Origin of the sequence: Maribacter sp. Asnod2-G09 (genome assembly GCF_045063795.1) — a bacterium.
Lineage (GTDB): Bacteria > Bacteroidota > Bacteroidia > Flavobacteriales > Flavobacteriaceae > Maribacter.
The window spans coordinates 1,442,258-1,468,706 of sequence record NZ_JBEFOA010000005.1 but is presented as its reverse complement, the minus strand read 5'-3'; the positions used below and the strand labels follow the sequence as shown (position 1 = coordinate 1,468,706).

The window sequence follows — 26,449 nt, the reverse complement described above, 5'->3', positions numbered from 1 at the left end:
ATTACAAGATACCCAACTTAGAAAATAGTTGCGTTAAGACAATCTTAAATTAAAGTCCTAATATTTTGGCATCTACAAAAAAGGTGGAATTCACCTCTAATTCGTGGTCGCTGCTCATTAACTCGTCGGTAACGGTATTTAATCGCAAGCTGAATTCATCGCTCTTTATATACTCTTTCAAATCTGTATCTGAAGTATCTAAAGTTATTTTATTACCAGCATCTTCAGGAACTTCGTCTAAACTCGCAATTCTAATTTCTTCTAATCCATCCGCAGAGATATACACTTCTATAGAATTTAAAAAGCTGAAATCAGCACTTTCTGGCGAAATGATAACCAATTCTAATTCGGTCAACTTAATTTCTTCAATAAGGTCTTTTCGGGTATCGTTTACTTCAAAAGTAGATTCTGAATTCGTCTCCATTTCTGGAGTAAAAACATCGAAAGGCAAATCAATTCCTGCAGAAGAAGGTATGGTAGCTCGTTGGCTATATTCCATATCGAACTTTGTCAACTCATCGAGCTTATCGCAAGCAGTAAATATTGTAAACAAACAGATAATAGCAATACTCTTCTTAAACATAACTTGGGGGTTTATGCTAACAAACGCTTATCTGCAAGAAATATTTAAAAATTGCTACGCTAAATGACCTAATCTTTCTTAGCGCGTAAATACATAAGTTACTTCATCATCGGCAATATCAGGATTGTCCTCATACGTAAGCTTAAGTTGCTCACCTTTAGTTTCGAAAAAGTATACAGAGCCGTCAGAAAAATTAATTCTATTGGCTTGTCCGCCATAAGTATGGTCTCCATTATTTCTAAAAAAAGAGTATTCACCTTCACTGGTAACGGTTACGCTATTTCTATTTGGATTAAAACTTATTGTCGTCAAAGAAAAATCAATATCAGATTCGAATCCGCAATAACAGATAACATCAGAAAGCGTCCATTCGCCTTCTAATTCAGCATCTGCAATTAATGGATAATCATCACTACAAGAAATAAATAACAAGAACAATACTGCTACAAGTTTCAACTTCATAAAATACAGTCTAAAAAAGTTTTATCTAGTTAAATACCAATACAAAGTAGTTCTTCTTACCTCTTTGTAACAAGACAAACTTATCATTGATCAAATCATCGGTAGTAATCAAAAACGCTTCTTTTACTTTCTCTTTATTTACCGAAATCGAATTTTGCTTTAATTCTCTTCTTGCCTCACCATTAGATCCTAAAAAGTTAGTTTTGGCTGCTAATGCCCCAATCATATCTAGACCGTCTGTCAGTTCAGATTTTGAAAGTTCTGCTTGCGGTACGCCATCAAAAATTTCTAAGAATGTTTTTTCATTCAATCCTTTTAAATCAGACGCTGTAGACTTACCGAACAGAATTTGACTTGCACGTTCTGCATTATCTAAATCATCTTTAGAGTGTACCATAACGGTAATTTCGTCGGCCAATCTCTTTTGAAGTATTCTTAAATGCGGTGCCTCTGCATGTTCTTTTATTAAATCTTCAATTTCTTGTTGACCTAAAAAAGTAAAAATCTTTATGTATTTATTGGCATCATCATCTGATGTGTTCAACCAGTATTGGTAAAATTTATATGGTGATGTTCTTTCAGCATCCAACCAAACGTTACCGCCTTCTGTTTTACCGAACTTAGTACCATCTGCCTTTGTAATTAACGGGCACGTAAGTGCATACCCTTTACCACCGGCTATTCTTCTAATTAATTCTGTACCCGTGGTAATATTACCCCACTGATCACTACCGCCCATTTGAAGGCTACAATTATGTTCTCTGTACAAGTGCAGAAAATCATACCCTTGAACCAATTGGTAGGTAAATTCAGTAAATGACATACCTTCCTTAGCTTCTGATGAAAGTCGCTTTTTCACAGAGTCTTTAGACATCATGTAGTTTACCGTAATATGCTTACCTACGTCTCTAATGAATTCTAAGAATGAGAAGTCTTTCATCCAGTCATAATTATTGACCAAAACAGCAGCATTTTCTCCGTCTCCAGAAAAATCTAAAAAACGAGATAATTGCTCTTTTAAGGCATTCTGATTATGACGTAGTGTTTTCTCGTCAAGTAAATTACGTTCTGCAGATTTACCAGAAGGATCACCTATCATACCTGTTGCACCACCTATTAAAGCATATGGTTTATGCCCTGCCAATTGAAAATGACGAAGCATCATTACCCCTACCAAGTGACCTATATGTAAAGAATCTGCCGTTGGATCTATACCCACATACGCAGACTGCATATTTTCTAATAAATGTTCTTCTGTTCCTGGCATTGCATCATGCAACATTCCGCGCCATTGTAACTCCTTGACAAAATTTGTCATCTCTTCCTGAATTTTAATTGAAGTGCAAATATAAATGGAATTCTTGCCAGTACACAGTAGATTAAAGCATGAATTTATCCATCTGTATTTCCTAAATTTGAATTATGGTATTAGTTACAGGAGGCACGGGTTTGGTGGGGTCGCATTTGCTACTGAAATTAACGATGAACAATACAGCTGTTCGGGCTTTGTATAGAACTGAAGACAAGCTTACTCAGGTAAAAAAAATCTTCTCTTACTATGCTGACGATTCTGCTTCTTTATTTGCTAAAATTGATTGGGTACAGGGTGATATTTTAGATATACCTTCTTTAGAAAATGCTTTCGAAAGCATTACCTATGTTTACCACTGTGCGGCATATATTTCTTTTGACCCGTCAGATTTCAAAAAATTGGAACGTATAAATAGAGAAGGCACCGCTAACATTGTAAATATCTGTATTGCGAACGGTATTAAAAAATTATGTCACGTAAGTACCATTGGCACCATTGGCAGAACGATTACTGATGAACACGCTGACGAAGAAACGGAGTGGACACGACAGAATGCCAACCCATACGCGATAACAAAACACCTTGCCGAAATGGAAGTTTGGCGTGGTGCCCAAGAAAATCTTGAAGTCGTAATTGTAAACCCAGGAGTGATTCTTGGTCCAGGATTTTGGAATAGTGGTAGTGGTTCTTTCTTCAAAACCGCTTCTAAAGGATATAAGTACTACCCACCAGGCGGATCAGGATTTGTAACCGTAAACGACGTTACCAATATTATGATCGCACTTATGAATTCTGATATTTATAATGAACGTTTTATACTGGTAGCAGAAAACTTGACGTATCAAGAGATACTGAAGAAAATTGCATTATCGATGGATAAAAAGCCACCTTCTACATCTTTAAAATTTTGGCAGTTAAATATCGGGAAGTTTGCAGATAGGCTTAGAAACTTAATAACCGGAAGCCCAAGAACGATAACAACAAATACTATCTACGGACTAAAAAACCCTACTACATTCAATAACGAGAAGATAAAGAAAACGCTGAATATGGAATTTGAGGACTTAGACGAACAAGTGAAATTTTCTTCGAAGCTATTTATTTCTGAACACTCTTAGACGATACCGAGTCTTTCGCTTTAATATCAATGTTCTTTTTAGATTTCTCTACAAGACTTAAACTATCTCTAACTTTTTTCTCTGCCTCTAATTTTAAACGTTGCTCTTCAAGATCAGACTCCACCTTCTTATACATATTTTCGTATCGTAAAGGTTTTGACGCATAGTACCTGTCACTATCTACAAATTGGGCACTATCGATTTCAAACTTCTTAAATATGAAAGATGTTGGTTCCACACCATTTTCACGTAGTTTAGAAAGATTCGTCGCTTTTGCAGCATTAACAATAGCCATCTCTTTAATAACCGCTACCATCTTATCTTCTGGTATTAAATTATCTGGCTTTTCTACTAATTCTTCTGCACACGAAGAAAGCATTAACATCGCTACCACTAAAAAGAATAAGTGCTTCATGGTCTATTGAATGTTAGCCTTTTTGCATTTCGCTTCTCAGAAAACTGTCCGTTACTATACCCTAAATGTCCGTTAATGAACGTATGTACAATCTTAGATGAGAATGTAGTATCCTCAAAAGGTGACCATTTACATTTATAAGCGATATTTTCTTTTGTAACCGTCCAAGAACTATTTAAATCTGCTACTACCAAATCGGCATAATAGCCTTCACGTATATACCCACGCTTTTCTATTTGAAATAAAATCGCTGGGTTATGACACATTTTCTGTACCATTTTCTCTAGTGTGATCTTCCCCTCTTTCACTTTCTCTAACATGGCATTTAATGCATGTTGCACTAATGGGCCGCCAGAAGGTGCTTTGGTATACACATTGTCTTTTTCCTCTAATAAATGAGGCGCATGATCGGTTGCGATGACATCTATTCGGTCATCTAACAGCGCATCCCAAAGCATATCTCTATCCTTAGCTGTTTTCACCGCAGGGTTCCATTTGATCAACGTTCCTTTCTTTGCATAGTCGGCATCAGAAAACCAAAGATGATGTATACAAACCTCTGCAGTAATTTTCTTTTCCTCTAACGGAATATCATTACGGAATAAATCGGTTTCTTTTCCGGTGGATAAATGAAAAACATGTAACCTGGCACCTGTTTTCTTAGCTAAAGCGATTGCCCTTGATGAAGAAAGATAACATGCTTCTTCACTTCTAATAATAGGATGCATAGCAATAGGAATATCATCACCGTACTCTGCCTTATATTTCGCCATGTTTTTACGAATGGTCGTTTCATCTTCGCAATGTGCAGAGATTACCATTTCGGTATTACTGAATATACTTTCAATTACCTTTTCGTCATCGACCAACATATTACCTGTCGATGATCCTAAAAACAATTTGATACCTGAACAGGCATTTTTATCAAGTTTCTTTAATTCTTCAAGATTATCATTGGTACCACCAAATAGAAAAGAATAATTGGCAAATGCAGAATTCGCTGCAGTTGCAAACTTTTCTTCTAACTTTTCTATTGTGGTCGTTTGTGGCGTTGTGTTAGGCTGCTCCATAAAAGTGGTAATACCACCAGCAAGTGCTGCTCTACTTTCTGTTGCTATAGTGCCTTTATGGGTAAGACCTGGTTCTCTAAAATGAACTTGATCATCTATAACACCAGGTAATATGTGTTTACCCGTCACGTCTATAACCTCAGCATCTGCATCAGATAGGTCTTTTCCGATTTTTGCGATAATGTCATCAACAATTAGAATATCACTTTCTTGCGCTACTCCCTCATTAACTATTATTCCGTTTTTCAATAAAATTTTACCCATAACTAAAACTTATTTTTCAAAAATAGACTTCTCATTTTCATTACAAATACACCCCAAATAGCTTCACTAATAATCGAGGAACTCATTTTTGACTTCCCTAATACACGGTCTCTAAAAATAATAGAAACTTCTTCTATTTTAAAGTGCTTTAAATACGCTCTAAACTTCATTTCAATTTGAAATGCATAACCCACAAAACGAACCGAATCTAAATCTATAGCTTCTAATACTTTTCTTCTATAACATACAAAACCAGCGGTAGGGTCATCTACCCGCATACCGGTAATCAGCTTTACATATATTGAAGCACCATATGACAACAAGACTCTGTGTAGTGGCCAATTGACTACATTCACCCCTTTTTTATATCGAGAACCCACAGCCAAATCAGCACCGTTCTCACAGGCTTTCAGCAATCTCAATAGATCTGATGGTGTATGCGAAAAATCAGCATCCATTTCAAATATATAGTCGTAACCCTTCGCTATCGCCCATTTAAAACCGTGAATGTATGCAGTACCTAAACCTGATTTCTCTAGTCTAGTCTCTAAAAACAATTTCCCCTTAAACTCTTCTTGAAGACCGCGAACACAATCTCCTGTTTTGTCTGGAGAATTATCATCCACTATGAGCACATGAAATTCTTTCTGCAAATCAAATACCGCACGAATTATAGCCTCTACATTCTCAATTTCGTTATACGTAGGTATGATTACGATACTACTAGACATATATTATTTATAGGTGTTTCGACAAAAGTAAGGTTTTAAAAGTCTTATTAAAATGGACAACAATACCTTTATGAAATTTTTACACTAGGTAGCTAACCTTAAATTTGTAATTTTGCCATTTAGTAATCGATGCAAATGTTGACTAAAATTCCGAAGCAGTTTTACTTTTTTTTAGCTGCGATATTCATTCTAAATCTTATACAATCTAGTTTTACGCAACTCATTTTTGATGAAGCTTATTACTGGTACTACAGTCAGAATATGGCTTGGGGTTACTTTGACCACCCGCCGATGGTGGCATTATTAGTAAAAATAAGTAGTTTCTTTTTTAATGGCGAACTCGGTGTTCGCTTCATGAGCTGCGTACTATCTACCGTCAATATCATTCTTCTTTGGTTGATGATAGACAACCCAAAAAAGAACGAATACATCCAACATTTCTTTGTATTAGTTTTTTCCATGACGCTGTTAAATGCTTACGGATTTTTCACATTACCAGATACACCCCTATTATTTTTTACGAGTTGCTTTTTATTAACATATAAGTACTTCATTAAAAAACCAACCGCAGCTTTAGCTATAGTGATGGGTATATTTATGGCTGCCTTAATGTACAGTAAATACCATGCCGTACTGGTCATATTCTTTGCACTACTATCAAACCTTAAACTTACTACCAACAAATATGCATGGCTAGCCGTAGCAGTTGCTTTGTTTTGCTATGCCCCGCATTTTTATTGGCTATATGAAAATGACTTTGTATCTATAAAATATCATTTATATGAACGCCCCAACGGTGCATATCGTTTCGAAAAATACACCCTAGGTTTCTTTGTCAATTTGGTTGCCATATTCGGTTTAACCTTTCCGTTTATTTATAAGGCACTGTTTAAAGCCAAAGGAAGCGACTTGTACAACAAAGCGCTTATCTACCTAACATACGGTGTACTTATTTTCTTTTTTGTTTCTAGTTTTAATAGAAGGGTTCAAACACAATGGATTATTATTGTTTGCATTCCGTTAGTGATTATCGCCTTTAACTACATGCTGCAAAACAAGCAGGCCCTAACCTGGATTTTCAGATTAGGCCTCATCAATACTGTTCTTATTATTTATTTAAGAATGGGTCTAGCCTACCAACCTTTACTTTTTAATTTCTATTATGAAAGCCACGGTAATAAAGAATGGGCAGGGGCGATTGAAGAGGAAGTTGGCAATATACCTGTGGTATTTGAAAACTCGTATAGAAACGCACCTATGTACTCTTTTTATACCAATGCCACACCGACCTTTTCTTTGAATAACTTCATGTATCGCAAAAATCAATATTCAATTGATGGCTCTGAAGAGCAGGTTCGCGGTAAAGACGTGGCTTATGTCTCTAAATATGCAAATAACCCAACATTTACGTACACCAGAGAAGATGGCGGCTTATACAAAGGCAAATACATCGCAAACTTTCAATCGTACCGAAAATTAGATTGCATTGTTGAAGACATTCCTGTTGCTTTGAACTCAGAAGAAAGTATTGAACTTAAAATCTACAATCCATACCAAGAAGATATAGATCTTAAAAAACTGAAATTTGCTATCAGTTATATGGATGATTATAAAAGTCCTCAAGAAACGCTGCAAATGACTCCAGAAACCACCCAAACTGGCATCACATTCTTAAAACAACAAGACACTACTAATTTTATATTTCAACTGCCTAAAACAAAAAAGGAAAACATTGGTTACTTTAGAGTAGTTATTTCTGAGAACGACCTTTTATACGGTCTCAACGGAAAAGCAATTCCTATCAAATAATGGAACCTATTGCAAGAACTTTTGAGCAGACTGATTGGATCACCATAACACTTATGGTCAGCTTGCTGTTCCCCTTAATTGCCAAAAGTATCTATTACACCCGCTTTTTAAACTTCATTATTCTTCCTTTTAACAACAAGTACATTACGATGTATACGAAGAAAGAAAAGCTGTTTAATTGGTTTCATTTTCAAATGAGCGTGTTTCAAATCATAAATACCACCTTATTTATTTTTTTTATTTGGCGTTCATATTTAAACCCTACCGAAGCAAAAAACCCCTATATTTTTCCCTTACTTCTTGCAGGTGTTTTCTTATTTATAACTACGAAAACAATGGCGCAACTGTTCAACGGATTCATATTTAATTCATACAATACCTTTAACGAGTTGATTTTTAAGAAACTAACTTACTTGAACTATGCAGGCATTGTTCTTTTCATTGCTAATATATTTTTAGCCTATGTTTTTATTGACTCACAAATCGTAATTGTTATTGCCCTAATTCTGTTTTTCGTCATCAATATAATTGGTTGGGTAACAGTCCTCAGGAATTATCAAAAATTTATAAGCACCTATTTTTTCTATTTTATTTTGTACCTTTGCGCACTCGAAATTGCACCCTTAGTTATTATGGGAAGCTTTCTAAAATAGTGCAGCATATGAAAGTAAAAACGATTTTGGTCTCTCAACCTGAGCCGAAAATGGAAAACTCCCCCTATTCCAAGCTTATTGACAAAGAGAAAGTAAAGGTTGATTTTAGACCATTCATTCATGTAGAAGGAGTTGACGCAAAAACAGTGCGACAGCAAAAGATAGATTTGAATGATTTTACCGCGATTATATTAACAAGCAGAAACGCAGTGGACCACTTCTTTAGAATCGCAGACGAAATGCGCTTTAAAGTGCCAGATTCTATGAAATATTTCTGCCAATCTGAAGCGGTAGCCTATTACCTTCAAAAATACGTCGTCTATAGAAAACGTAAAATTTACGTTGGGAAAAGATTATTTACAGATTTAGTACCATTGATCAAGAAATATAAGGATGAAAAATTCTTACTTCCTTCTTCAGATGTACTTAAACAAGATGTACCTGATACCTTAGATTCTTTAAGTATCAATTGGAAAAGAGCCATCTTTTACAAAACTGTAATTAGCGACCTTTCTGATTTAAGAAATGTATACTATGACATTTTGGTATTTTTTAGTCCGTCTGGTATTGAATCCTTATTACAGAATTTTCCAGATTTCGATCAAAAGGAAACTAGAATAGCTGTTTTCGGCAACTCTACGGTAGATGCAGCAACAGATGCTGGCTTACGTATAGATATTAAAGCACCAACGCCTGAGACACCATCTATGACGATGGCATTGCAGAAATATATTATGAGCGTAAATAAATAATACACTCAAATAACTTTATATAAAAAAAGCCTTGCAATGCAAGGCTTTTTTATTGTCTTAAAATGCGTACCGTTGCGGTCCGCCTCTTCTTATTTCTTCACTGGCATAACTTTCAAACTTTTTAAAGTTTTCTCTAAACGCATTTGTCAATTTAAATGCAGTGGTGTAATATTTCTCATCATCGTTCCAAGTTGCTCTCGGACTCAATACTGACGTTGGCACACCCGGACACTCTCTAGGTTGCGCTACACCAAATACAGAGTGAATGTGGTACTTATCATAAGAATACAGACCAAGATCACCGTTTAATGCGGCAGATATCATTGCTCTTGTATATTTCAATTTCATACGAGTTCCAACTCCGTAAGGTCCACCTGTCCAGCCTGTATTTACAAGCCATACATCTACACCAGATTCTTTCATTTTCATACTCAACATTTCAGCATACTTTGTTGGGTGCAATGGCATAAATGGCGCACCGAAACATGCAGAAAATGATGGTACCGGTTCTACAACACCTGCTTCTGTACCTGCAACCTTAGCAGTATAACCAGAAATAAAGTGATATGCAGCCTGACTAGGAGTAAGCTTTGATATTGGAGGCAGTACACCAAATGCATCGGCAGTTAAAAAGAAGATATTCTTTACATTCTTACCAATAGATGGCTGTTGAATGTTGTCGATATGATGAATTGGGTAACTAACTCTTGTATTTTGTGTAATTGAAGTATCAGCAAAATCTACATTGCCATTATCATCCAATACAACATTTTCTAATATTGCACCTGGCTTGATAGCACCGTAAATTTCTGGTTCTTGCTCTTCAGATAAATTGATAACTTTTGCATAACAGCCACCTTCAAAATTGAAAACGGTGTTTCTACTCGTCCAACCGTGTTCATCATCACCTATTAATTTTCTATTAGGATCTGTTGATAAAGTTGTTTTTCCTGTTCCTGATAATCCGAAAAAGATTGCTGTATCTCCGTCTTCTCCAATATTAGAAGAACAGTGCATTGGCAAAGTCTCTTTGTATACTGGTAAAATAAAGTTTAAGGCAGAGAAAATTCCTTTTTTGATTTCTCCGGTATATCCTGTTCCTCCAATTAGGGCTATTTTATCGGTAAAGTTTAAGATTGCAAAATTATGCTGTCTTGTACCGTCAACTTCTGCATCGGCCATAAAGCCTGGTGCGTTGATTACTGTCCACTCAGGGGTGAAATCTTTCAATTCTTCTTCCGTAGGGCGTAAAAACATATTATAAGCGAACATATTCGACCAAGGATACTCATTGATAACCCTAATGTTCAGTTTATAATCTTCATCTGCACATGCATAACTATCTCTAACAAAAAGTTCTTTTTCGTTTAAATAAGAAATAACCTTAGTGTATAATGCATCAAATTTTTCCTTTTCAAACGGAATATTAATGTCGCCCCACCAGACTTTATCTTTTGTGATATTATCTTTTACAATAAATCTATCTTTAGGGGATCTACCTGTAAATTCACCTGTATTGACCGCAAGTGTTCCATTGCTGGTTTCAACTCCCATATCCATTTCTAGAGTGGCTTTCTGAAGTTCTTCTGGTGTTTCCTGATAATGAAAATTGGCGTGTGTAATCCCATAATTTTTAAGGGATATGGTATTCGCATTTGTCATTGAGCTTTTCATGCTTTAGAAAATTTGTTCGTGTAAAACTAAAAAAATAAAAGCTGAACCACTGATTTTCAGAGCTCAATTAGCGTCATTTATCGTCGAAATACGAATTCAATTAAAGAATCAATATAAATGAAAAATATTCGCAGACACTTTATCCCTTTTAATACACATTATAAAGGAATAACGTATTTTAAATACATTATTGCTATTTTGTGTGTATAATTTTAAGAAATGAATAAAAAAAGAACCTATTTTTTGAACCGTTATTTTTACTTTACATTGAAATAATCAGCTGTTTTTGTAGCTAAAAGCAGCGCTGCGTGCTTCATATTATAATCAAGATCCTTACGCTCATCTTGAATTTCAAATACATCAAAAACACCACTCTCCAGTAATGCTTCTTTAGAAATTTCTAATGTTCCACAAATAGCAATTACAGGCAGATGGTATTTTTTACCCAAATTAAGTATCCCTTGTAATAATTTACCATTTAATGTTTGCTCATCAATTCTACCTTCACCGGTTATGATATAATCAAATTTCTCACGAGCCAATAATTTATGTACATCCGATAGTTCTAAAATAAAATCTATACCGCTCAACATTTCTGCATCAAAAAAAGATTTTAATCCAAAGGCTGTTCCTCCCGCTGCACCTGCACCTGGCAATTCTCCGTTATTAACTTTGTATTTTTTAGAAACCACACCATCTAAATTTCTAAGTCCCTTATCTAAATCTTCAATAATAACATCTGTAGCTCCCTTTTGCCTTGCATATACATAAGACGCTCCATTTTCGCCGAATAACGGATTGGTAACATCATTAACCGCATAAAAATTTGCCTGCTTCACGCTATCTGAAACAGCCGAATCATCGATACTATGTATTAATTGCAAACTAGACCCTATGGGTGCCAACTCTTCTCCTTTATCATTATAGAAAACATAGCCCAATGCCTGTGCTATACCAATACCACCGTCATTTGTGGCACTACCGCCTAGACCTATAAAAATATGTTCAACACCTTTATCTATGGCATCCTTAATCTGCAAGCCAGTACCATATGTAGACGTTAACATTGGATTTCGTTCTTCTGGCTTCAGCAACTCCATACCCGAAGTATTTGCCAATTCTATATAAGCAGATTTAGTTTTCTGATTATACAGATAGTACGATTGAATTAACCTACCTAATGGATTTTCACTAATTACCTGCATAGCAATGCATGGTCTATAGCTTGCCACGGCATTCATAAAACCGTCACCACCATCTGATGCTTTTATGAAATGAGAAGTAAAAGAAACACCCGATTTCTCTACACCCGAAATAAAAGCCTTCGTAAAAGCTTCACTGGTTAGCGATCCTTTAAATTTATCTGGTATAAGTAATAGTCTCATTTATTTGAATTTGTTGGGGAAACTATTTATTGAAATATCCCATAACTCTGGGAGAACAAAATATACGAAAAAGGTTAATATAATGATAGAAATAATATTCATAAAGAATCCTTTGCCCACCATATCAGGAATTCTCAGGTACCCTGAACCAAAAACCACAGCATTTGGTGGCGTGGCTACCGGCAACATAAAAGCACATGATGCCGCAACCGCTGCGCCTACCATTAATACAAATGGGTGTACGTCTATCGTCAATGCCATTGGCGCCAAAACGGGTAACAGCATTGCCGTTGTTGCCAAATTCGAGGTTATTTCGGTTAAGAAGTTTACTGCAGCTATCAACACTAATATCAAAACAATTATAGGCAAACCAGCTAATGTTGTCATTTGACTACCGATCCAAACTGCCAAACCACTAACTTCAAATCCTTTTGCTAAAGCCATACCGCCGCCGAACAAGAGAATTATTCCCCAAGGCATTTTTACCGCTTCTTCCCAATTTATAATTTGCTCTCCTCTTTTCTTTGAAGGGATCAAGAACAATACAATCGCAAAAAATATAGCTATAATGGTATCATCTAAACCAGGTAATATTTTTTGCAATAGAAACGAACGCGTGATCCAACAGAATGCCGTTAATGCGAAAACAAATGCTACTACTTTCTCTTCATATGATATTTTACCAAGATTAGACAGAAGACGTTGTATTTCTTGTTTTCCTCCCGGGAAGGATTTCTGCTTAAACTGAAAGGCATATTTGGTCAAGTATTTCCAACATATAAAAATTAAAATGATAGATATAGGTAACCCGAACGCGAACCATTGTATAAAGGTAATTTCATAACCATAGGTATCGAGCACTACACCGGCTAAAACCAAATTTGGCGGAGTACCTATTAATGTCGCCACACCACCAATAGAAGCACTATAGGCGATTGCCAGCATTAACGCTTTACCAAAAGTCTTGTTTTCATCTTCTACCGTATCCGGATTATCTTCTAATTGTTTAATTATCGCCAAGCCAATGGGCAGCATCATTACGGCAGTTGCCGTATTAGATATCCACATTGATAAAAATGCAGTTGCCATCATAAAGCCCAGAATTATCTTTCGAACATCTGACCCTATAAAATTGATAATATTCAATGCTATTCTTCTATGTAGATTCCATTTTTCTATGGCAATGGCAATTATGAATCCTCCCATATATAGAAATACATACTTGTGACCAAAAGAGCCAGAGGTTGATGATAAATCTAACCCACCAGATAGCGGAAACAGCACTAATGGCAACAATGCTGTTACTGCAATAGGTATCGCTTCGGTAATCCACCAAATAGCGATCCAAGCTGTAGAAGCTAATACTGCATTGGCTTGCTCTGAAAGTCCGACCGGATGAAAAAAGAAAAGAATTAGTATAAATGAAAGCGGACCCAAGACTAGTCCCAATAATTTAGTCTTACTCATAAAATTGTCATTATAGCATGAAAATACGCTATTTAATTCTCAATTTTAGATTTCATAATTCCGAAGCCCATCATTGCCCAAGCTGCAATTAAAAATAAACCACCTATAGGGGTAACAATACCTAATATCTTAAAATCGAATGCTACCAAAGAATTCAATGCCAAAAGGTATATGGAAAAAGAAAATAGCACCACACCAACTACCGTACAGATATAAATCGCTTTTTTAGACTTCAATAAGCCTGTAGGCAATAACCCAAGTGCAAATAGAAAAAATGCATGGTACATTTGGTACCGAACTCCCGTTTCAAAAGTAGCTACCGCTTGTACATCCACTAAATTTTTTAACCCGTGTGCACCAAACGCACCTAGCACTACCGCCAGCATTCCAAACAGGCACGCCGTACCTAAAATTGTTTTTTTCATAACTTTTTCTATAACTTTCTTTATAAATGTAACAATTTGATACCTTAGTAAATCGTTAGTAATCAAAAATACTGAAATCGAATGATGCGAAAAATTCTTGTAATAGGCGCAGGTAAATCAACCTCTTATTTATTAGATTACCTTTTAGGTAAATCTGAAACCGAAAATTTAGAAATCACCATTGGTGATATCAACCCTGCCGCAATTGCCCCTTCTATTGCAAATCATAAACATTGCAATGTTATAAAACTTGATATTTTTGAGGAAACGGCAAGGCAAAAGGCTATTGAAAACTCAGACATTGTTATCTCTATGCTTCCTGCCCGTTTTCATATAAAGGTTGCAGAAGATTGTGTTCGCCTTAAAAAGCATTTGGTTACCGCCTCATATGTAAGTCCAGAATTACTGGCTCTTGATAAAGAAGTTAAAGAAGCGGGTCTCGTATTCATGAATGAAATAGGATTAGATCCTGGCGTAGACCACATGAGTGCCATGCAGGTGATCGATCGTATTCGCGATAAAGGTGGTAAAATAATTTTGTTCGAATCTTTTTGTGGCGGACTCGTTGCCCCTGAATACGATAACAATCTTTGGAACTATAAGTTTACCTGGAACCCAAGAAACGTAGTGCTTGCAGGTCAAGGTGGTACCGCGAAATTCTTACAAGAAGGCACCTATAAATACATACCTTACCACCGTTTGTTTAGACGTACCGAATTCTTTGAAATTGAAGGATATGGTCGTTTTGAAGGATATGCCAATCGCGATTCTTTAAACTACAGAGATGCTTATAAATTACAAGACGCCTTAACCATATACAGAGGTACCATGCGTCGTGTAGGATTTTCGAAAGCATGGAATATGTTTATTCAATTAGGCGCTACCGACGATACGTATGCGATCGAAAACTCTGAAAAAATGAGTTATCGTGAATTCATTAATCTATTTCTTCCATATTCACCTACCGATTCTGTTGAATTAAAACTTAGGCATTACCTGAAATTGGATCAAGATGATATCCGTTGGGATAAATTATTAGAGCTGAACATTTTTGATAACACCAAACTGATAGGCATACCGAATGCCACACCGGCACAAGCGCTTCAAAAAATTCTAGAAGACAGCTGGACGCTTAAAGCCGAAGAGAAAGATATGATTGTTATGTATCATAAATTCGGTTACGAATTAAACGGAGAAAAGAAACAAATAGATTCTAAACTGGTAGTTACAGGCGAAAACCAAACGTTTACGGCAATGGCAAAAACTGTAGGTTTACCAGTAGCCATGGCTGCTCTAAAAATATTGAACGGCGATATTACGACCCCAGGTGTACAAATCCCTATTACCAAAGAAGTGTACGAACCTATTCTAAAGGAGCTTGAGGATTACGGAGTCAATTTTAAAGAATACGAAATACCGTATTTAGGCTATAATCCGAATTCTGTAGTTAACTAGTGCTTTTTAACTATCATATTAAAACCAAATAAGTACATTTATGTTTTAAACCCTCATTGAGGACTTAATTCCTCGAGGTTTGCCTCGAAATGATATATTGATAGACAAACCTCGCACCCTTGGGTCGAGGTTATTGATTTGAAAAAACATGAAAACACCGACTTCTTTGGCTAAAATAGATGGTATAGATAAAAAAATCTTGCGTTTTCTAATGGAAGACGCCCGTAAACCGGTTCTTGAAATTGCAAGAAGTATTGGAATATCTGGCGCAGCCATACATCAACGTTTAAGAAAACTAGAAGCATCAGGACTACTATCTGGCTCTAAGTTCATTGTCAATCCTAAATCATTAGGATATACTACCATGGCATATATTGGCATTTACCTAGACAAAGCAATGAGCAACCCAATGGCAGTAAAACAGCTAGAAAAAATACCTGAAGTTTTGGAATGCCACTACACTACCGGTAACTGGTCTATTCTCATAAAAGTATTATGTAGAGATAACGAACATTTAATGCAGGTATTGAATAAAGAAATACAAGCCATAGAAGGCGTTTCAAGAACAGAAACCTTTATATCATTAGCACAACAAATTGATAGACAAATAAGTATATAAAAAAACCTTCCCAAATGGGAAGGTTTTTTTTATATTCGATACTAATAGCAGCTTAATCTCTACCACCAAAAACTTGAAGTCCCCAGTAAACCAAAGTTGCCAATGAGCCAATTGCAGCAACCAAATAAGTACGTGCAGCCCATTTTAATGCATCTTCAGAACCCTCATATTCTTGAGGGGTAACTATATGCTTATTCTTTAACCATGCCAATGCTCTATTACTGGCATCATATTCTACAGGTAAAGTAACAAAACTGAATAAAGTTGCCATACCCATCATTACCAAACCAGCGACAGCTACCCAATAACCGAAGCCTACACCAGCAGCGGCACCTAATGCCAAACCACCAAATACGACCCACATAGACATGCTAGATGTTACACTAACTACGGGCACTAATTTTGAACGTAGACCCAACCATTGATAAGCTTCTGCATGTTGAACCGCATGCCCAACTTCATGAGCAGCAACTGCAGCAGCCGAAGCATTTCTTTGATTATAAACTCCCTCACTTAAATTCACTGTTTTATTAGCAGGATTGTAATGATCCGTAAGCATACCAGGTGTAGAAACTACTTTTACATCTCTAATACCATGATCTGCCAACATTTTTTCTGCAATCTCAGCCCCGCTCATTCCGTTTTGCAAATGAACTTTTGAATAGAACTTAAACTTACTCTTTAACTTATTACTTACTAACCAGCTGACCAAAGCAATTACCCCAATCAGTATATAATATCCCATCATAACTTTTCAATTTTTAAATCGATTAAATATACTAAAGATCCTTACTTTTTAAGAATCTATTTATATAAAAGCAAAAACCCCGCCAAATTCCTTTTCAGAATTGGCGAGGTCTATTATACTGACAGAATGTATTAACTAGGCAACTACTTCTTCCCAACCAAAGGCTTCAATAATTTCTTGGAGCACTATTTTTCCTTCTACGATATTTAATCCTTTCTTTAAAGATGCATCTTTCTCACATGCTGCTTCCCATCCTAAGTTTGCCAATTTCAAAGCGAAAGGAAGTGTTACATTGGTTAATGCCATTGTTGATGTATAAGGTACTGCACCCGGCATATTTGCAACGGAGTAATGCACTACATCATCTATAATATAAATAGGGTCTTCATGTGTGGTAGGCTTGGTTGTTTCTACACATCCGCCTTGATCCACAGCAACATCTACGATTACCGTACCAGGTCTCATTTCTTTTAACATGTCTCTAGTAATCAAATTCGGAGCTTTAGCTCCTTTCAATAAAACACCACCAATAATTAGATCATGTGTTTTTATAAGTCTTCGAATATTAAATTCGTTTGAAAATTCTGTTACTACATGCGGCGGCATTACATCGTTAGCATAACGTAAACGTTTCATGTTCACATCTAGTATCGTTACATGAGCACCTAAACCTGCTGCCATTTTAGCAGCCTGTATACCCACTACACCAGCACCTAAGACTAAAACCTTACCTGGAGCTACACCTGGCACGCCACCTAATAATACACCACGACCTTTTACAGGTTTCTCTAAATATTTAGCACCTTGCTGAATAGCCATTCTACCAGCAACTTCTGACATTGGTGTTAAAAGTGGTAAAGTACCTTCTTCATCTTCTACCGTTTCATAAGCGATACAAACCGCTTTTTGTTTGATCATTGCCTTCGTTAAAGCTTCGCTCGATGCAAAGTGGAAATAAGTAAAAAGTATTTGACCTTCTTGAATTAAATTATATTCTTCTTCAATAGGCTCCTTTACTTTTACGATCATTTCGCTCATGGCATATACCTGACCAATAGTATCTAGAATTATAGCCCCTGCTTGTTGATAATCTTGATTGAAGAAACCACTGCCTTCACCAGCATCTGACTGGACATATACTTTGTGGTTGTTCTTTACCAATTCGAAAACCCCGCCAGGCGTCATACCTACCCTGCTTTCATTGTTCTTAATTTCTTTTGGAATACCAACAATCATGATTTATCAATTTATGTTTCATTGCAAAATTGAAGCTAATTATGCATATATCAAACATAAAATCGATAAAACGTAGGGGTTGATTGATAAAAATATGTATTTATACGTATTGACCCCTATAAAATTAGGGGGTATATTATTATTTATACTTAAATTTCATTATAATCATTAAAATTAACAGGGCAGATGTAATTCCATTTGCTAAAATAACAGGAAGACTATTGATATTAACACCATAAACCAACCAAAGCAAGACTCCTATTAATAATACAGTGTACATGGTAAGGGAAATATCTTCGACAGATTTCTTTTTCCAAGTTTTATACACCTGCGGTACAAATGCCGCTGTGGTCAACGTAGCTGCAACCAAACCTAAAATTTCAACACTGTCCATAATTATAATCTATTTTCAAACTAATCTTTACACTAAGTTCTCATATTAAAAAAGCCATCCAACTAAAGTCACCAATCCAATCAACATAGAAATCAATAACAAAATTAAAATCCCATAAATAGCGTATGATATTAGTTTATCCTTAAAATTGATTTTTGAATTTCCTTTCTTAACTCTACTTTTCTTTCTTTTGGGTTTATATTCTGGAATGTAATTAACCTGCTCTCTACTGCTTAACTCTAATTCTGCGAGTTTGCTTTTTGCATAATCATTTAATTTTGATTTGTCACCTCGAAAAACTATATCCTGTAATATTTGATAACCTGAATAATTAACAGATTTTTCATAAATGGAAACACATTTTCTAATTCGCTCTTCTGTTGGCTCAGTCAAAATCCAATATTTTCCCGCAGCATCCAAAAAACCACTTTCATAATATAATTCAGCAAGTTTATACCATAATTGAATTTCGTTAGGATTATCCTGTATTAGATTTCGTAATCTATCCGAGGATTTAAATTTCAAACCCTTTTCAATTTCAGAATCTATTTTATCTAATTTTTCTTTTAAATCCAATACAACAGAATTAAATACATCCTAACAAATCTAAGAAACAAAAAGAGGCGATTATCATCGCCTCTCACTTTACTTATATTCTAATGACTACCCTACAATATTGACAATTTTACCAGGCACTACAATTACCTTTTTAGGTTCGCGACCTTGTAACTGTTGCTGTGTTTTTTCATTTGCCATTACCGCTGCTTCTATTTCATCTTTTGATAAATCTAAAGAAAGCTCTAAAGTGAACTTCATTTTACCATTGAAAGAAATAGGGTATTCTTTACTACTCTCTACCAAATACTTTTTTTCAAACTTCGGAAAAGCTGCAGTGGCTATAGATTCTGTATGACCCAATTTACTCCAAAGCTCTTCTGCTATATGTGGTGCATAAGGTGATACTAAAATAGCCAAAGGCTCTAATATTTGTCTGCTTACACATTTTTGAGATGAAAGTTCATTTACACAAATCATAAATGTGGATACCGATGTATTGAAACTAAAGTTCTCAATATCTTCTTCTACCTTCTTAATTGTTTTGTGTAAAGTTTTCCACGATTCTTTTGAAGGCTCGTCTTCGCTAACCAAAAAGGAAGCATTTTCACTTGTATGAAATTGTCTCCATAATTTCTTCAAGAAAGAATGTGTACCGGTAATACCAGCAGTGTTCCAAGGTTTAGATTGCTCTAACGGACCTAAGAACATTTCATACAAACGCAAACTATCTGCACCGTACTCCTCACAAATAGCATCAGGGTTTACAACGTTGTATTTAGATTTGGACATTTTTTCGACTTCGCGACCAACAATGTATTTGTCATTCTTTTCTTGAATAATGCTACCCGCCTCACCAATCAAAATAGCATCCTTATATTCACTTCGCCATTTTTTAAAAGATTCGACATCTAATTCATCAGAACCATTAACCATCGATACATCAACATGAATAGGTATTGCGAAATTTTTACCCAAATCCAATTCAACACGTATTATTTCAGTTTTTGGAAACCTCTTTCTTGCAACCTCTTCTAACTTATTCAGTATTCCTTTTACCTCATCAATTAATTCCTTAAAATCATCAGGATTCTCAGAATGAACAAGTTTACTCCTAACACTTTTAGAAATAAAAATTTGATTATTATTTATCAACTCGGAATGAAACTTTACAACTTCATCCTTACTATAATGTTCATCAGCTTGAGTAATTTCCCATAGCACCTTGTAAACAAAAGCACTAGTCCCCGTAATCATTCCTTGATTAATAAGCTTTTTAGCAAATTCATCTTTAGGCACCAAACCTTTATCGAACATGAATTTTTGCCAGAAACGAGAATATAACAAGTGCCCTGTTGCGTGCTCGCTACCACCTATATATAAATCTACATCTTGCCAGTAATTAATGGCTTTCTGTGAGAATATTTCTTCACTATTCTCTGGATCCATGTATCTATTGAAATACTGAGAACTACCAGCCCAACCTGGCATGGTATTCAATTCTAATGGAAAAATAGTGGTATTATTTATCTCACTATTATTTACAACCTTATTTGCTACAGTATCCCAAGCCCAAACCTCAGCATTACCCAAAGGTGGCTCGCCAGTTTCTGTTGGTAAATACTTTTCAACCTCTGGCAAGGCAATCGGCAAATGTTCTGGAGAAAACATTTGTGGCATTCCGTCTACATAATATACTGGGAATGGTTCTCCCCAATATCTTTGACGACTAAATACAGCATCGCGTAAACGGTAGTTTATTTTTCCTTCGCCATGTCCAATTTTCTCCAACTCATATATCGCTAATTTCATAGCTTTCTTATATGGTAATCCGTTTAAGAAATCTGAATTAGCTATTACCGTTTTATCCTTATCTGCATATGCCTCCTCAGAAATATCTACGTCTTCAAATACATTAGGAATATCAATATTGAAATGCTTGGCAAAATCATAATCGCGTTGATCTCCACATGGAACGGACATTACAGCTCCTGTACCATAACCTGCCAATACGTAATCACCAATCCAGATCGGAATAGGCTCTTTTGTAAATGGATGTTCTGCATATGCACCTGTAAAAGCACCTGAAATGGTTTTTACATCTGCCATACGATCACGCTCAGAACGTTTTGCGGTTGCCTCAATATATGCTTCAACCTCAGCTTTCTGGTCTGCAGTCGTTATTCTAGAAACCATCTCATGCTCTGGCGCCAAAGTCATAAAAGAAACTCCAAAAATAGTATCGGGCCTAGTGGTAAAAACTTCTATTTTCTCATCATGGTCCTTCACATTAAAAACAGCTGAAGCTCCTTGAGAACGACCAATCCAATTGGTTTGTGAATCTTTTAATGGCTGTGGCCAATCGATTTTCGCCAAACCATCTAACAAACGCTGTGCATATGCAGAAATACGCATACTCCACTGGGTCATTTTTTTACGAACCACTGGGTGACCACCACGTTCTGATACTCCGTTTACTATTTCGTCATTTGCCAATACCGTACCTAGTGCTGGGCACCAGTTTACCTCAGTATCCGCCAAATACGTTAATCTATATTGTAATAATATTTCCTGTTTTTTGACATCAGAAAAAGCTTTCCAATCATCCGCAGAAAATAATGTAATATCATCACAAACAGCTTTTACGTTGGCATTTCCATCCGAAGAAAACTTAGAAATCAAAGTTTCTATATCTTCAGCTTTATCAGTATCGGTATTATACCAAGAATTGAAAATCTGAATAAATATCCACTGCGTCCATTTGTAATACTCCGGACTAGAAGTTCTTACCTCTCTACTCCAATCAAAAGAAAAACCTAGTTGATCTAATTGTCTTCTGTAGGTCTTAATATTTGCTGCTGTAGTAACTGCAGGGTGCTGCCCAGTTTGTATAGCGTACTGCTCTGCAGGCAAACCAAAAGAATCGTAGCCTTGCGGATGCAATACATTAAACCCTTTATGTCTTTTGTAACGTGCATAAATATCACTTGCAATATACCCTAACGGATGCCCTACATGGAGCCCCGCACCAGACGGATAAGGAAACATATCCAGCACATAGAATTTTTCTTTTTCAGAATCGTTCTCTGCTTTAAATGTTTGATTTTCTGCCCAGTATTTTTGCCATTTGGCTTCAATTTCGTTGAAATTGTATTGCATGATCTTTACTTCTTTTCTGTAAGTCGCAAAAATAGGTTTATTCTGCTAAAAGCGAAAGAATAACATCATTGATACTGTTTCGGTTAAACCATCAATAACTTTCCGCCGTAGAGTACCCAAAGCATAGATGCCAATGCCGATAAGTTAATGAGATAACCAAACAATTTCATTTCTGGCAAGGTATACGCCCTACCCTTAAATATCACAAAAATATCTAATACCATAAATGCCGAAAAAAGACCAAGAAATGATGCCAACACCAAATCTTCGAACCAATACCAAACCAAAACAGATTCGCATACCAATATCAAAAGCATCAATAATTTTGAATTTTTACGCCCTATCAAAGTAGCTGTAGTTCGTTTACCCGAAGCTAAATCTGGCTCAACATCCATTATTTCGCCAGCAATATGTGCTTGAAATGCAAATAATGACAAATAGACCAAGGTCTGCCATGGCAGCGTTTCTAAATTATTTAGTTCTGTTGAAAAGAATACCGTAACCACATACCCTACCTGAATTAGAATTTCAAAAGGTGGTCGTTCTTTAATTCTGAACGGCTTAAAATTATAAAGGATGTTTACGACTACCATAAACAGCAGCAGAAAGAACATTTTCAACCCAGAAATAAAGGTGAAGGCAATTACAAATACAGCTGTGAGAATGGTAATTTTAGTTAGCACACCTTTGAGTTGCGATTTTGAAGCCTTGGCGCCAAATAGAAAATTTCCTTTTCTATCGTTTACCGCATCTGCACTAACATCATTGAAATCATTTAGACCGTAGACCAAATAATTTAAAGGGAAGGTGACGAAGAACAAACCGAGCCAAAAATTAACTGACTGCCAATAATCTACCTGATTTGCAAAAGGAACTAAATAAATCCAAATAGTAGGAAACCAAAGTCCGGGTCTGGATATTTTTAAATCCAATAGATTAAACATATTATCAAAAATTAGGTGATCACTTTGGTTAACAACCTCGTGGCAAGTCCGCGAAGCAATGAATTGAAAATTTTATTTAAATCTCGATTATCGCATAAAAATACCAATCTCAAAATAGGCTCTGTATCTTGAATTGAGATTATTTATTCATCGTAGTAAAAAGTATATCTTTAACCAGTGAATATGATGTACTCCAGATTTTTTCTACTTACTATTCTACTAACGTGTTGCGGCATAACTTCATTGCACGCGCAACTAGGTTTTTGTGGTGGTAATTCTGGTGACCCAATTTTTACCGAAGATTTTGGGTCTGGCACCTCCGACGGACCAGCATTACCAGCTGGCACCACCACTTATAATTTCACTACCGGCACACCGGCTGATGGTGATTACACTATTTCTAGTTCTACCAATTATTACGACTGGCTTTCTATTCAAGACCACACACCAGGCGATAGTAACGGAAAGCTTTTTATTGTCAACGCAAGTTTTACTGCTAGGGAATTTTACCAACGTCAAGTAACAGGCTTGTGTGAAAATACTACCTATGAGTTTTCATCATGGCTTATAAACTTACAACCCGCAGGCAGTTGCGAAGGCAATAGCATACCTGTTAATGTTCGTTTTCAAATATGGGATCAAACAGACACCAATATGCTTGCACAAGGCGATACCGGAAGCATACCTGGCACCGGCACGTTAACATGGGAACAATATGCCTTAGTTTTTAAAACCGCACCTGGGCAAACATCGGTTATTCTAAAAATGAGAAACAATAGTAATGGCGGCTGTGGAAATGATGTAGCCATTGATGATATTTTGTTTAGATCCTGCGGCGATAATGTTACTATTGCTACTGCAGCCAATGAAGCTAGCTTAGTTGTTTGCGAAGACCAAGGCAGTGTGTCAAGAACGTTGACCGCAACACCAGATGCTTCCGTTTTTAGTAGTCACGCTTACCAATGGCAGCAAAGTACAGATCAACAAATATGGACGGACATACCTGGCGAGAATAGTGCAATTCTAAACACTCCGGCAGTTACTAGCACCACTTATTTTAGAACAAAAATTGCAGAAGATATCGCCAATGTCAATAACGATTTGTGCAATGTGGTATCTGATGTTTTTGATATCACTGTTCTACCTATTCCACCTGCCCCAACAAGTAACGGAGATGTTGAAATTTGCGAAGGGGAATTAGGCACTTTATCGGTCAATACACAAAATGCATATGCTATCAATTGGTATGATACCGCTACTGGCGGTAATTTAGTTTTATCTGATAATCGAAACTTAGAAATCGGCATTGCTGGCACCTATTATGCAGAAGCTAACTCCACAGAAATTGAATGTGCATCTACTACAAGAACTGCAGTTACACTAACCATTAATCCGTTACCCATAGTTCCTGATGATTCTAATGCTTTTCTATGTGAAGATTCTTTTATCACTTTAGATGCCGAGGTTGAGAATGTCACCTACCAATGGTCTACTGGTGCGACCACTCAAACAATAGATATTACCGAAGCTGGCGATTATGATGTCATTATTACCAATACAAATGGATGCTCTGCTACTCGCAATTTTACTGTCAAACAAATAGATTTACCACAAATTGATAAAATAGTATCTGACGGACCGTCAATAGTTGTTTCTACTTCTAACAATGGAAATTTTGAATATTCTTTAGACGGAATTTTATTTCAGCCTAGCCCCGTTTTTGATGCTGTAGAAGGCGGATTCTACACTGTTTACGTTCAAGATAATACAGATTGCGGCGTAGTAACCCAAGATTTTTATCACTTGGTCATTCAAAAATTCTTTACACCGAACGGAGATACTTTTAATGATATTTTTGAACCTGATGGATTAGAGGTCTTTAGCACTGTTACGATTTCAATTTTTGACCGCTACGGGAAGCTCTTAAAATTCGGCAATACAAATTCCACATCTTGGGATGGTACTTTTCAAGGTGAACGCTTGCCAGAAGATGACTATTGGTATCTAATTAAGGCTGATTCTACTCAATTTAAGGGACACTTCAGTTTAAAACGTTGAGACAAACTATCTATTTAAAAAAAATGATTGATGAAAACTAAACTTCTTGTATTAACTCTTACGCTATCAACATTTATATCTTTTTCACAGAAAGAAATATCTCGTGAATGGACTTCTTTTGCTCAAACTATTACCATTACTACAGACCAAAAAATTAAATTTAGAGTAACCGCATCGGCTAAAACTATTGGCAAGAATACTGACAGCTGGTCTGGACTTTGGGCTAGAGTAGATACTAAAAACGGTGAAAATGGTTTTTTTGATAACATGGGAGACCGACCTATTCTTTCTAAAGATTGGAATTCATACACTATTGAAGGTGAAATAGACGAGAACGCCAAAGCTTTGGTATTCGGCGGACTATGCAGTGGTAACGGAGAATTCTATTATGACAATTTTGTTGTTGAAACAGAAAAGTCAGATGGTTCATTTGAAAAATTGGATATTAAAAATCCAAATTTTGAAACACGTTTAGATGACAAAGGAATCTTAGGATGGATTAGCGGCATTAGCCAAGACAATCCTGTAAAAATAAAAGAGTTCACTTTCAAAAACACCAGTGATACTACTGATGGCAAAAATGCTATTGTTATTGTCGGCGAGGGTGTAGTAGAAGATAAATCGAACCTTATAGGTCCTATTGATGGGTATTCTCCACAAATCGGCACTTTAATTACCATGCTAGACAACTTAAGCATTAGAATAGAAAAGCAAATGAGCTCTTTAGATGTCAGGGAATTAGATTACATCATGGATAAAGAAGCAAATTCTATAGGGGCACTTATCATGCACTTGATTGCTACCGAAGTATATTACCAAAACATAACTTTTGATGAAATGGAATATGATGAGGAAGACACTAAACAATTAGATATCGCAATGGCTCTTGGAGAGGATGCACGTAACAGTATCAACGGGAAAGAAGCTAGCTACTATTTTAATCTATGGAAAAAAGTTAGAGCAAAAACTAAAGAAAATTTCAAAGCTCGAGATGATGCTTGGTTAGCAGAAGTTTACCCAGGATCAAACATTAACAATCACTTTTCATGGTTTCATGTAATGGAACATCAATCTAGTCATCTTGGTCAAATGCTTTTATTAAGAAAAAGAATTCCGCCAGCTCCTGAACCTTTAACGCTTCCTAAACTAAATAAAAACTAA

Annotated in this window: 24 protein-coding genes; 8 read left to right on the top strand and 16 right to left on the bottom strand. The window is 36.0% G+C overall.

What is annotated here, in order from left to right; all coding sequences use genetic code 11:
* Positions 1-49: 49 nt before the first annotated feature.
* The 3 genes from ACJJVT_RS18435 to tyrS form a co-directional block, all read right to left on the bottom strand.
* Entirely contained in the window at positions 50-583 is a 534-nt protein-coding gene (locus ACJJVT_RS18435) for a hypothetical protein (protein ID WP_405400681.1), read from the bottom strand.
* A gap of 78 nt (positions 584-661) precedes the next feature.
* Positions 662-1,045, bottom strand: a complete 384-nt coding sequence (locus tag ACJJVT_RS18430; protein ID WP_405400679.1) for a hypothetical protein — start codon at positions 1,043-1,045, stop codon at positions 662-664.
* A 25-nt stretch (positions 1,046-1,070) separates the two neighbouring features.
* A complete protein-coding gene (tyrS, locus tag ACJJVT_RS18425) occupies positions 1,071-2,363 on the bottom strand; it encodes a tyrosine--tRNA ligase (protein WP_405400677.1) in 1,293 nt (430 codons plus the stop codon).
* Positions 2,364-2,467: 104 nt separating this feature from the next.
* Between tyrS and ACJJVT_RS18420 the strand changes: the two genes are divergently transcribed.
* Entirely contained in the window at positions 2,468-3,475 is a 1,008-nt protein-coding gene (locus tag ACJJVT_RS18420; protein WP_405400676.1) for an NAD-dependent epimerase/dehydratase family protein, read from the top strand.
* Here ACJJVT_RS18420 and ACJJVT_RS18415 read toward each other — a convergent pair.
* From ACJJVT_RS18415 to ACJJVT_RS18405, 3 genes are read right to left on the bottom strand one after another with little or no spacing between them, the layout of a single operon-like run.
* Entirely contained in the window at positions 3,456-3,890 is a 435-nt protein-coding gene (locus ACJJVT_RS18415; RefSeq protein WP_405400674.1) for a DUF4296 domain-containing protein, read from the bottom strand. The two genes, ACJJVT_RS18420 and ACJJVT_RS18415, sit on opposite strands and share 20 nt — an antisense overlap.
* Positions 3,887-5,224: a dihydroorotase gene (locus ACJJVT_RS18410; protein ID WP_405400673.1), complete on the bottom strand. Its 1,338-nt coding sequence runs from the start codon at positions 5,222-5,224 to the stop codon at positions 3,887-3,889. The genes ACJJVT_RS18415 and ACJJVT_RS18410 overlap by 4 nt, the downstream gene beginning before the upstream one ends.
* 2 nt (positions 5,225-5,226) lie before the next feature.
* The gene (locus ACJJVT_RS18405) at positions 5,227-5,955 is read right to left on the bottom strand and encodes a polyprenol monophosphomannose synthase (RefSeq protein WP_405400671.1); all 729 of its coding nucleotides are present in this window, start codon (positions 5,953-5,955) and stop codon (positions 5,227-5,229) included.
* Between the two features lie 135 nt (positions 5,956-6,090).
* Here ACJJVT_RS18405 and ACJJVT_RS18400 point away from each other — a divergent pair, with 135 nt between their 5' ends.
* Genes ACJJVT_RS18400 through ACJJVT_RS18390 form a run of 3 tightly spaced genes read left to right on the top strand, consistent with a single transcriptional unit; the run spans position 6,091 to position 9,169 of the window.
* Positions 6,091-7,764 (top strand): ArnT family glycosyltransferase, encoded by a 1,674-nt coding sequence (locus ACJJVT_RS18400; RefSeq protein WP_405400668.1) that lies wholly within the window; start codon positions 6,091-6,093, stop codon positions 7,762-7,764.
* On the top strand, positions 7,764-8,417 hold the full coding sequence (locus ACJJVT_RS18395; RefSeq protein WP_405400667.1) for a DUF4271 domain-containing protein: 654 nt from the start codon (positions 7,764-7,766) through the stop codon (positions 8,415-8,417). The genes ACJJVT_RS18400 and ACJJVT_RS18395 overlap by 1 nt, the downstream gene beginning before the upstream one ends.
* A gap of 8 nt (positions 8,418-8,425) precedes the next feature.
* Positions 8,426-9,169 (top strand): uroporphyrinogen-III synthase, encoded by a 744-nt coding sequence (locus tag ACJJVT_RS18390; protein ID WP_405400665.1) that lies wholly within the window; start codon positions 8,426-8,428, stop codon positions 9,167-9,169.
* Positions 9,170-9,226: 57 nt separating this feature from the next.
* Here the strand turns inward: ACJJVT_RS18390 and pckA are convergent, their stop codons facing one another.
* The 4 genes from pckA to ACJJVT_RS18370 form a co-directional block, all read right to left on the bottom strand.
* Positions 9,227-10,843 carry a phosphoenolpyruvate carboxykinase (ATP) gene (pckA, locus tag ACJJVT_RS18385; protein ID WP_405400663.1) on the bottom strand — a complete coding sequence of 539 codons (1,617 nt, stop codon included), beginning with the start codon at positions 10,841-10,843 and terminating at the stop codon, positions 9,227-9,229.
* A gap of 257 nt (positions 10,844-11,100) precedes the next feature.
* Positions 11,101-12,228 (bottom strand): glycerate kinase, encoded by a 1,128-nt coding sequence (locus ACJJVT_RS18380; RefSeq protein WP_405400661.1) that lies wholly within the window; start codon positions 12,226-12,228, stop codon positions 11,101-11,103.
* Positions 12,229-13,695 carry an SLC13 family permease gene (locus ACJJVT_RS18375; RefSeq protein WP_405400660.1) on the bottom strand — a complete coding sequence of 489 codons (1,467 nt, stop codon included), beginning with the start codon at positions 13,693-13,695 and terminating at the stop codon, positions 12,229-12,231.
* A 32-nt stretch (positions 13,696-13,727) separates the two neighbouring features.
* The gene (locus ACJJVT_RS18370; protein ID WP_405400658.1) at positions 13,728-14,120 is read right to left on the bottom strand and encodes a DUF423 domain-containing protein; all 393 of its coding nucleotides are present in this window, start codon (positions 14,118-14,120) and stop codon (positions 13,728-13,730) included.
* A gap of 81 nt (positions 14,121-14,201) precedes the next feature.
* Between ACJJVT_RS18370 and ACJJVT_RS18365 the strand changes: the two genes are divergently transcribed.
* On the top strand, positions 14,202-15,575 hold the full coding sequence (locus ACJJVT_RS18365) for a saccharopine dehydrogenase family protein (protein ID WP_405400656.1): 1,374 nt from the start codon (positions 14,202-14,204) through the stop codon (positions 15,573-15,575).
* 148 nt (positions 15,576-15,723) lie between these two features.
* Positions 15,724-16,194: an Lrp/AsnC ligand binding domain-containing protein gene (locus ACJJVT_RS18360; protein WP_027065872.1), complete on the top strand. Its 471-nt coding sequence runs from the start codon at positions 15,724-15,726 to the stop codon at positions 16,192-16,194.
* A 52-nt stretch (positions 16,195-16,246) separates the two neighbouring features.
* Here ACJJVT_RS18360 and ACJJVT_RS18355 read toward each other — a convergent pair whose 3' ends face one another.
* From ACJJVT_RS18355 to ACJJVT_RS18330, 6 genes are all read right to left on the bottom strand, one after another.
* On the bottom strand, positions 16,247-16,942 hold the full coding sequence (locus ACJJVT_RS18355) for a zinc metallopeptidase (RefSeq protein WP_405400653.1): 696 nt from the start codon (positions 16,940-16,942) through the stop codon (positions 16,247-16,249).
* A gap of 135 nt (positions 16,943-17,077) precedes the next feature.
* A complete protein-coding gene (gene ald, locus ACJJVT_RS18350) occupies positions 17,078-18,178 on the bottom strand; it encodes an alanine dehydrogenase (protein WP_324025097.1) in 1,101 nt (366 codons plus the stop codon).
* 139 nt (positions 18,179-18,317) lie between these two features.
* A complete protein-coding gene (locus tag ACJJVT_RS18345) occupies positions 18,318-18,572 on the bottom strand; it encodes a SemiSWEET family sugar transporter (RefSeq protein ID WP_405400651.1) in 255 nt (84 codons plus the stop codon).
* Positions 18,573-18,617: 45 nt separating this feature from the next.
* The gene (locus tag ACJJVT_RS18340; protein ID WP_405400649.1) at positions 18,618-19,148 is read right to left on the bottom strand and encodes a DUF6584 family protein; all 531 of its coding nucleotides are present in this window, start codon (positions 19,146-19,148) and stop codon (positions 18,618-18,620) included.
* An 87-nt stretch (positions 19,149-19,235) separates the two neighbouring features.
* Positions 19,236-22,286: a leucine--tRNA ligase gene (locus tag ACJJVT_RS18335; RefSeq protein ID WP_405400648.1), complete on the bottom strand. Its 3,051-nt coding sequence runs from the start codon at positions 22,284-22,286 to the stop codon at positions 19,236-19,238.
* Positions 22,287-22,369: 83 nt separating this feature from the next.
* Positions 22,370-23,230 (bottom strand): UbiA family prenyltransferase, encoded by an 861-nt coding sequence (locus ACJJVT_RS18330; protein WP_405400647.1) that lies wholly within the window; start codon positions 23,228-23,230, stop codon positions 22,370-22,372.
* 183 nt (positions 23,231-23,413) lie between these two features.
* Here ACJJVT_RS18330 and ACJJVT_RS18325 point away from each other — a divergent pair, with 183 nt between their 5' ends.
* Positions 23,414-25,288 carry a T9SS type B sorting domain-containing protein gene (locus ACJJVT_RS18325; protein ID WP_405400646.1) on the top strand — a complete coding sequence of 625 codons (1,875 nt, stop codon included), beginning with the start codon at positions 23,414-23,416 and terminating at the stop codon, positions 25,286-25,288.
* 30 nt (positions 25,289-25,318) lie between these two features.
* Entirely contained in the window at positions 25,319-26,449 is a 1,131-nt protein-coding gene (locus tag ACJJVT_RS18320) for a DUF664 domain-containing protein (RefSeq protein ID WP_405400645.1), read from the top strand.

Bases quoted from the DNA above. Each gene is read 5' to 3' on its own strand.
- ACJJVT_RS18325 (WP_405400646.1), top strand. From the start codon at position 23,414: ATGATGTACTCCAGATTTTTTCTACTTACTATTCTACTAACGTGTTGC.
- ACJJVT_RS18420 (WP_405400676.1), top strand. From the start codon at position 2,468: ATGGTATTAGTTACAGGAGGCACGGGTTTGGTGGGGTCGCATTTGCTA.
- ACJJVT_RS18410 (WP_405400673.1), bottom strand. From the start codon at position 5,224: ATGGGTAAAATTTTATTGAAAAACGGAATAATAGTTAATGAGGGAGTA.
- ACJJVT_RS18370 (WP_405400658.1), bottom strand. From the start codon at position 14,120: ATGAAAAAAACAATTTTAGGTACGGCGTGCCTGTTTGGAATGCTGGCG.
- ACJJVT_RS18380 (WP_405400661.1), bottom strand. From the start codon at position 12,228: ATGAGACTATTACTTATACCAGATAAATTTAAAGGATCGCTAACCAGT.
- ACJJVT_RS18365 (WP_405400656.1), top strand. From the start codon at position 14,202: ATGATGCGAAAAATTCTTGTAATAGGCGCAGGTAAATCAACCTCTTAT.
- tyrS (WP_405400677.1), bottom strand. From the start codon at position 2,363: ATGACAAATTTTGTCAAGGAGTTACAATGGCGCGGAATGTTGCATGAT.
- ACJJVT_RS18400 (WP_405400668.1), top strand. From the start codon at position 6,091: ATGTTGACTAAAATTCCGAAGCAGTTTTACTTTTTTTTAGCTGCGATA.
- ACJJVT_RS18330 (WP_405400647.1), bottom strand. From the start codon at position 23,230: ATGTTTAATCTATTGGATTTAAAAATATCCAGACCCGGACTTTGGTTT.
- ACJJVT_RS18375 (WP_405400660.1), bottom strand. From the start codon at position 13,695: ATGAGTAAGACTAAATTATTGGGACTAGTCTTGGGTCCGCTTTCATTT.
- ACJJVT_RS18345 (WP_405400651.1), bottom strand. From the start codon at position 18,572: ATGGACAGTGTTGAAATTTTAGGTTTGGTTGCAGCTACGTTGACCACA.
- ACJJVT_RS18360 (WP_027065872.1), top strand. From the start codon at position 15,724: ATGAAAACACCGACTTCTTTGGCTAAAATAGATGGTATAGATAAAAAA.
- ACJJVT_RS18405 (WP_405400671.1), bottom strand. From the start codon at position 5,955: ATGTCTAGTAGTATCGTAATCATACCTACGTATAACGAAATTGAGAAT.
- ald (WP_324025097.1), bottom strand. From the start codon at position 18,178: ATGATTGTTGGTATTCCAAAAGAAATTAAGAACAATGAAAGCAGGGTA.
- ACJJVT_RS18390 (WP_405400665.1), top strand. From the start codon at position 8,426: ATGAAAGTAAAAACGATTTTGGTCTCTCAACCTGAGCCGAAAATGGAA.
- ACJJVT_RS18415 (WP_405400674.1), bottom strand. From the start codon at position 3,890: ATGAAGCACTTATTCTTTTTAGTGGTAGCGATGTTAATGCTTTCTTCG.
- ACJJVT_RS18320 (WP_405400645.1), top strand. From the start codon at position 25,319: ATGAAAACTAAACTTCTTGTATTAACTCTTACGCTATCAACATTTATA.
- pckA (WP_405400663.1), bottom strand. From the start codon at position 10,843: ATGAAAAGCTCAATGACAAATGCGAATACCATATCCCTTAAAAATTAT.
- ACJJVT_RS18430 (WP_405400679.1), bottom strand. From the start codon at position 1,045: ATGAAGTTGAAACTTGTAGCAGTATTGTTCTTGTTATTTATTTCTTGT.
- ACJJVT_RS18395 (WP_405400667.1), top strand. From the start codon at position 7,764: ATGGAACCTATTGCAAGAACTTTTGAGCAGACTGATTGGATCACCATA.
- ACJJVT_RS18435 (WP_405400681.1), bottom strand. From the start codon at position 583: ATGTTTAAGAAGAGTATTGCTATTATCTGTTTGTTTACAATATTTACT.
- ACJJVT_RS18355 (WP_405400653.1), bottom strand. From the start codon at position 16,942: ATGATGGGATATTATATACTGATTGGGGTAATTGCTTTGGTCAGCTGG.
- ACJJVT_RS18335 (WP_405400648.1), bottom strand. From the start codon at position 22,286: ATGCAATACAATTTCAACGAAATTGAAGCCAAATGGCAAAAATACTGG.